The following is a 13,550-nucleotide window of genomic DNA, read 5'->3' as shown; positions in this document are numbered from 1 at the left end:
TTTGCTCCGAAGGACGTATTGATGTTGTGCCTGTACTACCAGCCGCCGTGATGATGGTGGTGGTGATGCCCGTGGTGGTGATGATGGTGGTGACCATAGAAACCATTGCCATAAAAGTCACGGCGCATATAGGGGCGGCGGAAGAAGAACCATGGTCGGTATGGGCGATAGTAGCCGTAGCCCATCCAGCGCCTGGGCCTGAACAGGCTGCCCAGACAGGCGAAAAGTATCAGAAAGAATAGGATCACGAATAGAAACATGATAGTCCCCTTATATTTGTTGACCTTTAGAATATGTCTGAAGCCCATCATCATGGGAAGCTGGGCACCCCCGTACGGGCGGATACGCGCCCGAGCCTTTTGAGCGCCGCAGGCGTATAGCGTCAGGAGCCGAAGGCGCGAACCCTATGGCTTTCAGACATATTCTTATACTTTTATGTATATACAGAATATTTATATCTTTAATCTTATATACGTATGGACGTGAAAACGTTGCAAAAATAAAATGGTCAGGCGATGCCTGATTGGTGGGCCAGCACCACCAGTTGGGTTCGATCACGGACACCGAGCTTGGCAAAAATATGGTTGATATGTGTTTTAACCGTGGAGTCGCTGACCGAGAGGGCGGAGGCAATCTCGGTGTTGTTGTGCCCTTTGACGATCAATCGAACAACCTCTAGCTCACGCATGGTCAAGCCATTGGTCTCCACCTGGGCGGTTGGCGATGGCGTGGCAGGGTTTGTCAGGCCGGCGAGTAGTTGGGCGGCACTTGATGCCTGCAGTAATATTTGTCCCCTGGCTATTGTGCGGATAGCACTGCAAACTTCTTCTGCGCTACAGTCTTTGAGGAGATAGCCGGATGCTCCTGCGCGCATGCCTTCGATGACCATTTCAGGGGTGTCGAAGGTGGTTAGCAGCAGTATACGTGGCTGTGGCGTGCTGGCTTGCTTGCGAATGCGTTCGGTAGCTTCTATCCCATCACAGACCGGCATACGTATATCCATCAAAATCACGTCTAGCTTTTTTTCCTGGGCCATTTGAGTAGCCTGCATGCCATTTTCTGCCTCACCAACTACTTCGATGTCAGCCGCATCTTCCAGGATGATGCGCAAACCTTCGCGCATCAGGCGCTGATCATCTACGATGAGTACGCGGATATGTTGTGTGCTCATGCTATACCTCTTGTGATTGTTGTCTGCTGTACTTAAACGGTATGCGTAGCGTGATAGAGAAGCCGCCGGCTTCCAATGGTCCTGCTTCGACATCTCCATCCAGGGCGGCAGCCCGCTCGCGCATACCCTGTAATCCGTGATGCCCATAAGTCGTATTTACGTTGCCGGTCTCAATGGCCGATGCTGCGCTGGTGGTCGCTATTTGTCCTTTGCCATCGTCACGCACCTGTAAGGTTAGCACCGCTTCGCGCCAGCGCAGCGTGATCCAGATTGTACTGGCTGCGCCGTGGCGGTGAGCATTGGTGAGCATCTCGCGCAGCGCATATTGAAGCGTCTCATATTGGACGCTATTCAGCGTTTCATGTGTTGGTGGTGTTCCTTCCTCTTTAAAAAAGCAATGAATGCCAGTACGCTCGCTAAACGTTGTGGCCTGCGTATTTAATGACCCGGCCAGGTTATCCTTACCGCTATGGATTGCCGGTGCCTCTCTCAATAATCCGACTACGCGCCGACTTTCAGCGATACTTTCGCGGATCAGGATCGCCATATCATCTAGTTTGGTCGCCAGGCGAGCGGGATCGCGACTCGCTAACTGACGCGCTGCCTGTACCTGGATGGAGAGTACGGAAAGTGTGTGCGAAAGGACATCATGGATGTCGCGGGCTATGCGGGTGCGTTCGCGTTCGGCGGCCAATGCTTCTGAGCGTTGCATCTCGGCCTGCAGTTGCTTCTGTACCTCTTGTAGTCTATGAATCAGTAGAAATTGAGAACGCCTTGTCCAGCTCACCCAGCTAATTCCCAGGGCAGCAGCCAGAAATGGTAACAGGGGCAACAGACTATTTAATCTATGCGAGGTTAAGAATGATGTTATCCCGCTACTTACAGTCAGGATTGCTATGCTGACCAGCACGAGTGGTAGAGCCCATGGTAAGGGAAAGCGATATACGGCTATACTGCATACAATATATATACTGAAAAGCCCCCAGTTGCCGGGAAATAGCAGATTGAGCAGCAGACTGAGCAACAGGCAGATACTATACATGATAAATACGTGCACTATATGGGTCATGGTCCGTGCAAATATTTCGATCAGGGCCGTGGCTAGAAAAAGGATTTCCGTTAGCAGTGTTGTAGGTAGAGGAGTATGTGCAATGCTGAGGATAATCTGTACAGCCAGCACCAGGGCAATAATATCTGTAGCCAGTACGAAGCTTATCATCAAGGTTTTGGATGCTAGTATCACCCGCATAGTTCGCCACCCTCCTATACTACCTGGCGCTTGTTGAGGTTGCTTCGTCGTTGTTGCTGGCACAAATAAGCTAATATTGGTCAGTCTGTTCACAACAAATAGTATCTCCTCCCTCTATAAGTTTTTACCTCTTTTCTGCTCCAATTATAGCCCGCCTGGCGGAAAAGGTCATCCACTTCAGGGTGGAGAAAATAGGCGTGTAAAAATCAAACCAATATCAAACCAGGCTCCGATGCGCTAGCCCCTTTATCTAACTATACTTCTGATGTAAGCACACACTGCTGAAGAAAAAGAAATCGAGATCGAGTTAAGCAAGCGAAAAATTGATGATTGATACATTCCATTAATAAATAGAAAGAAGGGTTAATACCATGTCGACCAATACTCTAAGCCTCAATCAAGCGACTAACAAATCATTTGCAACCTCAAAAAAAGCTCTGCTATTGAAAGCGTTGCCTGCTATGTTGATCAATACTATAGCCCCTTTCGTTGTCTATAATATTGCTTCATCACACATGTCAACAGTGAATGCGCTGTTACTGGCCAGTGGCGCACCGCTGATAATGAGTGTTGTTGAGCTGATTAGAAAGCGGCATATTGATGTGATGGCTTTATTAATTGTATTGGGTTTTGTGTTGTCAGCCGCGGCTGCCTTTCTTTTCAATAGTCCAACGCTCTTACTTCTGCAGTCAACTATAGTTTCCGCCCTGTTTGGCCTCATCTTTCTGGCCTCGCTACTGCTGAGTCGGCCGCTGCTTTTCTACGTGATCCGTTCAATGACCTGCCATACTGATCAACAGCGTATTGCAAACTTTAATGCTGATTGGGAGTTTGCTCAGGCCCGCTTCTTCTATCGCGCTATGACTGGCTTCTGGGGCTGCCTGATGATTGCTCACCTCGGCATACAAATAGTGCTCGTACTGACTTTACCGGTCGCTAGCGTATTGGCTATCGGCTCAATCCTGAATCTGGTTATCATCCTGTGTGGTGCGGGCTGGTCAATGTACTACACCCGTAAAAACAGATTCATCTTGCAGCAACTCAAACAGCAGCGCGACCAGGGTTTATAGCATTACTCTACAGTAGAGCGTGGTAGTAGTACACTCACGTTTGATAGCTGAAGAGCTACATCAAACATGGGCGTACTATTTTTTTGTCGTTCTGAGATAAAAATGATCTTCTCAGTATAGTTAATACACGCCGTTTCTGGTGGAAACAGAAATAGAGTATCTGCTATGTACTCTCTTCTTCCTAGTGATGTTACCATATATTTAGTTTTATTCTCTTACAAAGTATAATAAAGAAAATCATGTAAAAGGAAACTAAGGGTGTAAGCTGTGTCAGATACAAGTTTGCCTGAGCAATCCAGGGTGCGGTTATTGGCGCGCCATGGATCGATGCTTGTCTATTGCGGACAGTTACCGCGCTCGGGGCGTGAAGTCATTCTCAAAATATGCTTTACTCCGTTTATGACACCCGTACAATTGCATCTGGCTGACCTTCATCTTCGCCAGGAAGTCAGTCGCCTCCAGGCATTAAAGCATCCGCATGTGCTGATGCCATTGATGGTGCGCAGGACCAGCCAGGGTTTTGTGCTTGTTCGTACTTATGCTCCTGCTGGTTCTTTACAACAGCAATTTCTGCATCAGCCAATGCCGCAGGCGCGGGCGCTGGCTATTATTCGCCAGATCGGCGAGGCGTTGCAAGCTGCGCATCAGCAGGGAATTGTGCATGGCAATCTGATGCCCAATAATGTGCTATTTATGCAGCGTGCGACGGAACCAGATGCTGAAGATGTGGCTGGTAATAAGGAGCTGCCAACCAGGCCAGAGCAGAAAGATCGGGTGGTGCTCACTGATTTTTATCTTCCTTCACTGGTCTCGCTACAGGTTGTGAATAGCAGCAATGAGCAGCCACAACTGCGGCATTATATGGCTCCTGAACAATTCCGGGGTGAGCGTAGCGCGCTGGCTGATCAATACTCATTGGCTGCTATCGCTTACGAGTTGTTTACGGGCAAGACCCCTTTTGCTGGCTCGGCGCGGACGACGCTCCAGCATAAACATGAACACGTCTTGCCGCCTGCTCCCGATAAGCTTAATCCGGCCCTGCCGACGGCTATCGCGCACGCTCTTAGCAAGGGATTGGCCAAAAATCCTGCCGAGCGTTTTGCCTCTATCCAGGACTTTCTTTTCGCTCTTGAACCTGCTGACCCGGTCGCTGTAGATTTAGTGGCTCAGGCACCGGTTGAGCCACTGAAAGCAATACTGTCCTCCCCGATAGTAGCGCCAGGCGCTACCACACAATCGAAAAGCGTGGTCCGCCAGCGGGGAACTCGCAAACGCTTGTTACTGGCCGCGGTTTTGTTAGCTTTGCTACTGGCAGCCAGCGCCTTTTATGGATCAGGTTTGTATGCGCCTCTTTTTGATGGAAGCGCCACCGGAAAAGCGAGTCCTACACCGTTGATAACCGACAGACCAACAATGGCGCAGCAAGTACGCATAGGGATTACTGCTACGGCAACACCGCTTGTTGTGGCAACGCCGACTCTTGGTATGACTCCTGTGATTACCACTACACCTGCGCCCGTACCAACCGCCACCGCACGAGCGTTGCTAGCACCAACGCCCACTGTAAAATTACCTGTTACCCCAACGCCTGCTCCCACCAGTAATCCGGTTACGCCTCCGATTGGATCAGGTATTGTCCAACCGATCCTTGAATGTGTGCAACTGCAAGCTTCTGGAGGATATCTGGCCAGGTTCGGCTATCTCAATACCAGTAGCGGCGATATTACCATCCCGATTGGCGTAGACAATATGACTGTTCCTGGCCGATACAATAACTTTCTTCCTACAAATTTCATTCCGGGGCGACAATATGCAGTTGTACAGATTAACGTCTCCAATAGCAATGCAGTAGCCTGGATGCTCAATGGCTCGACAGCAACTGCCAGCCCTTTGTCACCTCAATGTTAGCGAACCAGCTGTGCCGGTATTTGTGCTACAATTTGACCTTCTTTTAGCTCCCATAGCATGCCACCGATGCGTTGCATGAACCAGCGATCGTGAGTAATAGCAATCACCGGTCCGGGAAAATGCATGATGGCGTGTTCAAAAGCCTCCAGTATATCCAGGCTGATATAGTTGGTTGGCTCGTCCAGCAGCAGTACGTTGGGATTCTGGGCCATCAGCCGGGCAATCTCAAGCTTGCGCTTTTGACCCAGGCTGAGCTGCTCCACTTTCTTCTGCATATCTTCGAGCTTGAAGAGTCCATAGCCAATCAGCCGTCCCGTAAACTCGTCCTCGTAGCCTACCTGGTCGTAGCGATAGGTTTCGATAACCGTTTTCTCGGGATCAAGCAGTGGATCTTGCGGCAGGTAGCCGATGCGTGCGCTGGGCGAGAATTGGATCTCTCCGGCGTCCAGCGTTTCCAGTCCCATGATCATTTTGAAGAGCGTGGTCTTGCCTGTTCCGTTGGCTCCAGTCAGGAGAATACGGGCATCTGAGCTCACTTCCGCGTTGATCTGTTGTAAGATCACACGCTCTCCAAAGCTCTTGGAAACCTGCGTGAGCCTGATGACGACCTCAGATTGTATGGTCTGCTCTGGATTAAATTGTGAATTGACGCGTAAAATTTTAGGTGGTTTAGGAACAGCATTCGCTTCAAGCAATTTGAGCTGCTGCTCCGCACCGCGCAGTCGGCTGGCCGATGAATTCTGTTTGCTCTGGACATGGCCATTATAGGCATATTTATCGTTATCGCGCGGAGGGCCAAAGCTGGTGCGGCTCGCGCTTTTCCTGAGCTCCCGAATGCGTTTACGCAGTTGTTGCATCTCTTCTTGCTGCTGCGCATAGGTTTCTTCCCATTGGATGCGCTCAGCTTTTTTGGCTTCAACATAGGCATCATAATTGCCTGTGTACATTTTTAGCTGGTGCTGATGCTCATCAATCTCAAAGATATAGTTGATGGCCTTATTTAAGAAATGGCGATCGTGCGAAACGACCAGTAAAGCACCATGATAATCTGCCAGATAGCTTTCCAGCCATTCTATGCTGGCGAAATCCAGATGGTTGGTTGGTTCATCCAACAGGAGTACATCGGGTGAGCGCAAGAGCAGGGCCGCCAGGCCTACACGCGCTTTTTCTCCACCCGAAAGTGTGCTCACGGTCTGTGTGCGGGGAAGATAATTAATGCGTAGGCCGGCCAGAACACGATCAATATGATGATCCAGCTCGTAGCCTCCTCGCTCCACAAATTGCGTTGAGACAGTATTGTATTCTTCCAGCAAGCGATCCAGATCTTGCTGGTTGCTTGTTTGCGCCATTGATTGCTCTAGCTGATGCATACGCACTTCCAGTTGACGTAAGTTGCCGACCGATTCCAGCAACAGATCATCGATGGTCTGTCCATAAAATTGGGGGGTACTTTGAGCCAGGAAGCCGTATTCAACACCATTAGCATAAACGATGCTGCCCTGATCAGCATTCTCTTGTCGGGTAAGAATATGTAGCAGTGTAGATTTTCCTACCCCATTGGGTCCAACCAGGCCGATGCGCTCCTGACGGTTGAGGACAAAAGAAATATCGTTGAGAACCGTAATGATGCCATATGTTTTAGTAATATTCTTGACTGTTAACAGCATAAACCGCGCCCATCTACATGCTTTTCCAGCATGGGTATTGTTAAAAGCGTGCTATGCACAGGCATAGTCGCTGATATTCAACCAGTGCTATTGAAGAAGAAATGTGTGCAGGCACATCGTCACGCGGTATTCAGTGTGCATAATAGCTGAAGCAGATTGTTCTACTAATGCTGCGCGAGGTCAGAGGCTCTTAAGAGCAGCAATAATTGCTGCTGAGGTAGCATGCGAAAAATGGCGGAATCCGTAATAGAGAGGGGAGTGCTACCCTGCTTATGAGCACAATAACACAGGCAACAAAGATTAGAGAGCGCTTCGTCAGTATTGCAAAAAAGTAAGGAAGTGACGATGCATTATTGCCTGATAATTGTGATCACCAAGGGTCTTTCTCCTAATTGAAGTGTAACATGTATTTTCTTGTCGCCAGTATAGTGTATCTAATCATAATTGTCAACCATGAGCTTTCGCGCCGTTGAATTTCAAAAAAATATTCTCAGACACACTCTAAAAAAGAGATTGGGACGTCGCGCCCTCGGGCTGGTGAGCGACGAGAGGCTCCTGACAACAGCGATTCCATGGGATATACTGAAATATTCATATGCGTAAGAGATTATGTCTCTTTTGAGGATAAGAAGATATTGCCTGAGTTTTTTCTAGTAAAAGGATAACTGTACGTGGATGAGAAAGATACCAATCGCCTGGAGGCATTTAGCGATGGTGTGTTTGCCGTGGCCATTACATTGCTGGTCCTGGATATAAAGTTTTCTCCGTTCAAGGCCAATGGTTTACCAAAGGATGATGCGTTGATGTGGGGTGAAATCTTGCGGCAGGGGCCGACACTGTTTGCGTTCATCACCAGTTTTTTCACGATTGGTATCATGTGGTTGAATCATCACCGTATATTCAAGCATATCAAGCGCTATGATACCACCCTGCTTTTTCTGAATATTCTCTTATTGATGATCATTGTCTTCATTCCGGTTCCAACCAGCCTGCTGGCCCAATACATTATTTATCCTGATTATCATACCGCTGCTATTTTGTACGCCATCACCTTCCTCGCGATGGCAACATGCTTTAACTTGATCTGGCGCTACGCTTCTTACAACGGCCGCCTATTAGGTAAAAATGTGGATATGCATGTAATCAACAGAATTAGTCGACAGTATGCTTTTGGTCCGCTTTTGTATCTTATTGGCATCGCGATTGCTCTATTCAATACACCCCTGAGCGTTGTCTTCAGCTTCCTGCTGGCCATATTCTTTGCCTTTTCTGAGATATCGTTGCGCCGCAATAATCTTCAGACGCCCATAGAAAGTGATACTGTATCAAAATAGCGATCATTTGTTGCTCTTGCTGTGAGGGTGGTATAATGAATGAAGTTCATTCAATAATGGAGTTGAGCAATTCATATGGATCAAGAGAAATTATCTGAAGAATCTCGCTCGAAGCGGGATGCTATTCTGGCTGCTGCGCGGACGCTTTTTGTGAAAAAAGGCTACGAGGAGACCACTATTGCTGATATCGCCAGGGAGGCGAATATAGCGGTTGGCACGGTTTACCTTTATTTTCGCAGTAAACGCGATGTGTATACTGGTGTGGCAGTCAATATTGAGGATATGATTGCTGCGTCATTTCTCGATCCTCAGTTGCTCAGCCTGCCTTTTACCCAGATTCCTAGAGCGCTGGTGGATGGTATTTTCCGGGTTAGCCGTGAGCATATGAATTTGATTTCTTTCTTGCAGACCGATATGCAATCTTCAGAAGAGATGCTACAGCATAAGGATTCCAATGAGCGCATCACCGCCATATTGGCTGATATTTTTCAGCGCGCCATTGAGCGTGGAGAACTGGCGCCTTTTCATACAGAGATGTATTCACAGCTACTTTGTTTGCTGGGCGACAATGTGATGTATCAGTGTTTCGCGGTTGAAAATGGTGAGCGCGAGGCACTGTATCATGACTATTTTGTCGAGATGGTTGAGCGCCTGTTTTTTGGCCCCTCTTTACGCGAAGGTCAGGATAGATCTTCAGCAGATAGCTAAAAGTTCGTAACCAAAAGATACAACCTTTTCTGGTTTACGACGTAATTTCAGTGAATGAACTTCATTCATTCTTCTGGCCGCCAGTGCCAGTCGGAACATCGGCCTGGCTGTTTTTTATGCCGGGAACCAATTGTTCTGCTACTACTGTATGTAGATATGATCTGTGTAGTTTGAAACATCTGTAATACCCATATGTCGTTTGATGATGAATACCCCGACGAAAACTTGTTTGTTGAGGTACATTATTCATCGCTGTTAGTGAATGAAGTTCATTCACTGGTAAAGGAGCAGAAATATGAATCAAGTAGATCAGCTGGGACAGGCTCTTCCATACGATGCTATTCCATATGTATCCATGCCAGATGATTATCAACTACATCTAGGACAACTGCTGGCCGATGCCTATACAAAGCATGGTCCAATTTTTCGTTCTTCGTTTTTCGACATGCAGGATATTGTCTACATGGTCGGTCCAGAGGCGAATCGCTTTGTGATGGTATCGAATCGTCAGAAGTTTTCTAATTTTGTCGGCTGGGGGACGATCTTTTCGGTGGTGGATATGTTCGGGCGTGGCTTATTGAGTATGGATGGCGCCGAGCATGACCAGCAGCGCAAGGTGATGAATCCTGCTTTCACCGTTAGTTATATGGATCGCTACCTGCCTTTAATGAATCGCGTGATTCGTGAGCAGGTGGCTACCTGGGCTGAGCGTCCCGAGGTCAATGTGTATGAAGAAACGCGTAAACTGACCTTTGAGGTGGCGGCCGAGGCGTTGACGAGCTTGAAACCCGGAGCGGAAGTAGATCGATTCCGCGAACTCTATATGTCTTTGCTGGAGGCTCCTGAAACCATTGCTACGCAAGAAGAGTTTATGCAGCATCTGCAGCGTACCAATGCTGAGATTGCGCAGTTGTTACATCCAAAAATCGAGGAGCGCCGCCATCATCCCGGGGACGATGTTTTTAGCTTGCTGGTCAATGCCCGTGATGCAGCTGGCAATGCTATGAGCGAAGAGCAGATTATCGCCCACGTCAACATCCTGTTGATTGCTGGCCATGAGACCTCAACCAGTTTGAGCGCCTGGTTGCTCTATCTATTGACACAACATCCAGCATATACGCAGCGCATCCTGCGTGAGCAGGAGCAGATTCTGGGACAGAAAGCTGATCCTGGTCTGGAAGATGTCAAACGCATGAAAGTGCTGGAGCATGCGCTCAGTGAAGCCGAGCGTTTGTACGCTCCCGTTCCCAATGGACCACGTGGGGTTACCGAAGATTTTGTCTTCAATGGCTATCATGTGCCAGCAGGCTCATTCCTTTTCTACTCTATTATTGGTTCACATATGCTGCCACAGATTTTCAAAGATCCTGAAAAATTTGACCCTGACCGTTTTGCGGCTCCGCGTGAGGAGCATAAGAAGAATCCTTATGCTCTGGTTGGTTTTGGCGGTGGACCACGCATCTGCATCGGCATTAATTTCGCTCAAGTGGAGATCAAAGCTATGGCCTCCCATATCCTGCGCAACTATAACCTGGAGCTCGTCCCTGGCCAGAACATTATCCAGGCGTATGGTGTCACTGGACAACCACTGTACGGCATCTATATGCGCGTTACCCAACGATAAATAGTATAGGGAGTGGCTGGTGCCTATCATCACGGGGGCTTGCCACTCCTTTGCGGACGGGCGCATGCGCGCCCGAGCCCTTTTTTGCGCCAGGGAATGGAATATGTTTCGAGCTTCCTGAGGAGTCTGGGCATGTGCCAATCATGGAGCTAATACTTTCGTGTTGACATAATAAACGCCCGTCATACTGCTATATGTGGAAAATAAAATTTATTGTCAAATTAAACTGGTATTATAGTACCATGTAATGAGGTGTTTTTAGCGCTAGACTTAATTGACGCGATTCATTTTATAGCCGCCTGCAATCTGCTTTGAGCGTATTTGTCACGCTCAATTTTTATGTGTTTTTTATATTAATGAGTGTGTATACTAAGTGTGGATATTTTTTAATGCATCTGTAACTTTCTATATCTATTGAAGCAGCAAGCGTATCTGGCCAAGAAATATCCTGCTTTATATGGTTTTATCTGTGATTGTTGGTAGGTTTGGTAAGGGGGTACTATGAAGATGGAAATGGGTGTGTCTACACCATATCGTATGTTTTTGCAGTTTTTAAACGGTTCTCTGGCCCACCAAAGATATGAAATTCCTCCCTCACTCTCTATTTCAATTGGTAGCTCATTGAGCGATACGATTCGGATACCGAGTCTTCAGCCGGGCCATGCACATATCTGGCAGGATCATGAACATTTGATGATTGGCGTCTCCAATGTGGCCAATTATCTGGCGGTTAATCAAAAGCGGACGCATCGGGCTGAATTGCACGATGGCGATACGATCACGTTGGGTGACTTTGGGGTTATGCTTCAATTGGTGGTTGTGCGCCAAGTTACCAACGAGCAGCAGATTGCCAGCAGATATACCACTAACAAGCAGGCTATTAATGAGCCAATAGATAGTGCACAGCCTCTACCAGGCACCGCTTCTGCCGATGTCGGGGCTGGCAAAGGACAATTCTCTCATATGATGTCGAGGCGTGCCGCACCGCTACCCTCATCTATTGAGGTCGAGACGCCTGCCCCTGAAATAAATCTACTGCTATCTACCGAGGTTACGCGCTATCTCTGTATGGCTGCTTATAGCGATGAGGCTTTCTGCGATTATGTCAATAATAATATTATCAATGAAGATGTGCGGGCCTTTGGTGATACCTCTGGTATTAGCGTTCATACGATTGCTCGCTGGGCGCTGGCGGCCCGGCGGCGTTTCATCTGGCGTGATATGGCGCTGGTTGTCGCTTTTGTGCTTGGTTGCTGGCTGATTGGACCATGTTTTACTATTATTGGTTTTATGTCATATATACTGCCCTTTGTGCTGGCCTGGGCAGTGATTATGTTTGAGCGCTGCTGGTGCTATTATGGTCCGGATGTGAGCAAATTGCGTCGTAATAATTTTGTGTTAAATACTAGCAGCGCGGCATTACCCACCTCGATTGAGTGGAATTTAAATATGGGTCTGTCACAACATCCAGCTAATGTGATGGTCTATAGTGGTTTCTCACCGTTTGCTGGTTCTGGAATTAATGTGAAGAGCTGGTCGTTTGTCGTAGACATTGCCAAAGGTAAAGAGTTGCTGGGGAAGAATGCCCATCCCAAACCTTTTACTCTGAGCGAGCTCTACAATACACTGGCCGGCGATATGAAAAAACTGAATTTGAGCAATCTGCTGGTGGAGGATAAGCTATATATTGATGGGAAAGAGATCCGCGAGCGGAGAGAATTTCTGCCCAATCCTTTTGCCCATCCAGTCACATGGTTGGATGATGAGATTATCCTCAAGTACAAGGATTGCGCCACTTCCGAGCCAGCCAATATCTCCGGGCAAACGGGTGATGATGCGATTCGCTATTATCAATGCTATCGGATAGATTCCTGGCAGGGAGACCTGGTGCTTTCCTTTTTTCTCCGTTTTTACCGGACTGGCAATAATCTTTTGATCGAAGGCCATTATCATGTGCTTCCACCAATTGAGGAGCGCTATCGCGAGATTGATGAGTTGCGTACACGACTTGATCTCCGCTGGCTCTGGAATCTGTTTTGTCGTATGGCTGCTCCTGCATACTTTATGTTGATTTTGCTGACTCCATATCGCCTGGTAGGACATATATTGAAGGACTGGCTATTGATCAGGCGGCGGCGCACACAAAAAGAGATTGAGCATAAGCTTACGTTTGATTATGGGGCCGCCACCAGCCTGCGCGAGATGGCCTGTTCGACTACTTATCAGCGCCATTTTCAGCAACTGGATAAAGAACGCTACCTTAAGCTGATCGAATATCAACTATTTGCCTCGCTCACGGCTTTTCTGGATGCCCACGCTATCGATAGCATGCAGTTCCGTGAGCGACAACGGGCGATTTTGAATACTAGCATCATTGTCTCATAACTCTCATCGCTGACTCTGCCGCTTTTGATGCATGTAAGTGCCCTCATTACTAGCCAGATTCCAGACAACCGTCTTTGCCTGTGATCTGGATAATACTGTTTTATTCACTAAAATTGTGGCTTCGATATGAGATATACCTCCATGCTCGTTTAAGAGTATTGATTTGTCAATCCTTTGCAACACCAGTAAAATGAAAATATACTGTATTTTGCAGCTATATTGTTTTTAATTGGTGATTGCTCAGAGCGTGTCCGACTCCAATCGTGACCGCCTGCTTATGGTGGTATGGCCTACATATGATAGGTGCTCAACATACCTTCCATTCAGTGGAGCAAAAGGTACTCAGCGCGCACCTTTTGCTCCACTGCATAAAAAGGGCTCGGGTGCGCACGCACCCACCCGTACGGGGGTGCTCAGTTTCCTGGTGCACCGGG

10 protein-coding genes are annotated in these 13,550 nt (G+C 47.9%); 7 read left to right on the top strand and 3 right to left on the bottom strand.

The window, feature by feature from the left end; genetic code table 11:
* Positions 1-26: 26 nt before the first annotated feature.
* Entirely contained in the window at positions 27-242 is a 216-nt protein-coding gene (locus JMI88_RS21085; RefSeq protein ID WP_201363953.1) for a hypothetical protein, read from the top strand.
* Between the two features lie 266 nt (positions 243-508).
* Here JMI88_RS21085 and JMI88_RS21080 read toward each other — a convergent pair whose 3' ends face one another.
* On the bottom strand, positions 509-1,171 hold the full coding sequence (locus JMI88_RS21080) for a response regulator transcription factor (protein WP_201363952.1): 663 nt from the start codon (positions 1,169-1,171) through the stop codon (positions 509-511).
* 1 nt (position 1,172) lies between these two features.
* Positions 1,173-2,513 carry a sensor histidine kinase gene (locus tag JMI88_RS21075; RefSeq protein WP_201363951.1) on the bottom strand — a complete coding sequence of 447 codons (1,341 nt, stop codon included), beginning with the start codon at positions 2,511-2,513 and terminating at the stop codon, positions 1,173-1,175.
* A gap of 278 nt (positions 2,514-2,791) precedes the next feature.
* Between JMI88_RS21075 and JMI88_RS21070 the strand changes: the two genes are divergently transcribed.
* Together JMI88_RS21070 and JMI88_RS21065 are read left to right on the top strand one after the other, a co-directional pair.
* A complete protein-coding gene (locus JMI88_RS21070) occupies positions 2,792-3,490 on the top strand; it encodes a VC0807 family protein (RefSeq protein ID WP_201363950.1) in 699 nt (232 codons plus the stop codon).
* Between the two features lie 267 nt (positions 3,491-3,757).
* The gene (locus JMI88_RS21065; protein ID WP_201363949.1) at positions 3,758-5,398 is read left to right on the top strand and encodes a serine/threonine protein kinase; all 1,641 of its coding nucleotides are present in this window, start codon (positions 3,758-3,760) and stop codon (positions 5,396-5,398) included.
* On the opposite strand, the gene abc-f is transcribed toward JMI88_RS21065, so the two are convergent.
* Positions 5,395-7,065 carry a ribosomal protection-like ABC-F family protein gene (gene abc-f / locus JMI88_RS21060; RefSeq protein WP_201363948.1) on the bottom strand — a complete coding sequence of 557 codons (1,671 nt, stop codon included), beginning with the start codon at positions 7,063-7,065 and terminating at the stop codon, positions 5,395-5,397. The genes JMI88_RS21065 and abc-f overlap by 4 nt on opposite strands.
* A 671-nt stretch (positions 7,066-7,736) precedes the next feature.
* Between abc-f and JMI88_RS21055 the strand changes: the two genes are divergently transcribed.
* From JMI88_RS21055 to JMI88_RS21040, 4 genes are all read left to right on the top strand, one after another.
* Entirely contained in the window at positions 7,737-8,399 is a 663-nt protein-coding gene (locus tag JMI88_RS21055; RefSeq protein WP_201363947.1) for a TMEM175 family protein, read from the top strand.
* A gap of 75 nt (positions 8,400-8,474) precedes the next feature.
* Positions 8,475-9,107: a TetR/AcrR family transcriptional regulator gene (locus tag JMI88_RS21050; protein WP_201363946.1), complete on the top strand. Its 633-nt coding sequence runs from the start codon at positions 8,475-8,477 to the stop codon at positions 9,105-9,107.
* A 295-nt stretch (positions 9,108-9,402) separates the two neighbouring features.
* Positions 9,403-10,731, top strand: coding sequence for a cytochrome P450 (locus tag JMI88_RS21045; RefSeq protein ID WP_201363945.1), 1,329 nt, complete (start codon positions 9,403-9,405; stop codon positions 10,729-10,731).
* 501 nt (positions 10,732-11,232) lie between these two features.
* The gene (locus JMI88_RS21040) at positions 11,233-13,116 is read left to right on the top strand and encodes an FHA domain-containing protein (protein WP_201363944.1); all 1,884 of its coding nucleotides are present in this window, start codon (positions 11,233-11,235) and stop codon (positions 13,114-13,116) included.
* Positions 13,117-13,550: the final 434 nt, after the last annotated feature.

It is taken from the genome of Dictyobacter formicarum, assembly GCF_016587435.1.
Note: the sequence above shows the minus strand (reverse complement) of the source record. Positions and strands in the feature narration are given on the sequence as shown.

What these genes read in the sequence shown, in the direction of transcription:
- JMI88_RS21080 (WP_201363952.1), bottom strand. Translation starts at nt 1,171, where the DNA reads ATGAGCACACAACATATCCGCGTACTCATCGTAGATGATCAGCGCCTG.
- JMI88_RS21070 (WP_201363950.1), top strand. Translation starts at nt 2,792, where the DNA reads ATGTCGACCAATACTCTAAGCCTCAATCAAGCGACTAACAAATCATTT.
- abc-f (WP_201363948.1), bottom strand. Translation starts at nt 7,065, where the DNA reads ATGCTGTTAACAGTCAAGAATATTACTAAAACATATGGCATCATTACG.
- JMI88_RS21050 (WP_201363946.1), top strand. Translation starts at nt 8,475, where the DNA reads ATGGATCAAGAGAAATTATCTGAAGAATCTCGCTCGAAGCGGGATGCT.
- JMI88_RS21045 (WP_201363945.1), top strand. Translation starts at nt 9,403, where the DNA reads ATGAATCAAGTAGATCAGCTGGGACAGGCTCTTCCATACGATGCTATT.
- JMI88_RS21040 (WP_201363944.1), top strand. Translation starts at nt 11,233, where the DNA reads ATGAAGATGGAAATGGGTGTGTCTACACCATATCGTATGTTTTTGCAG.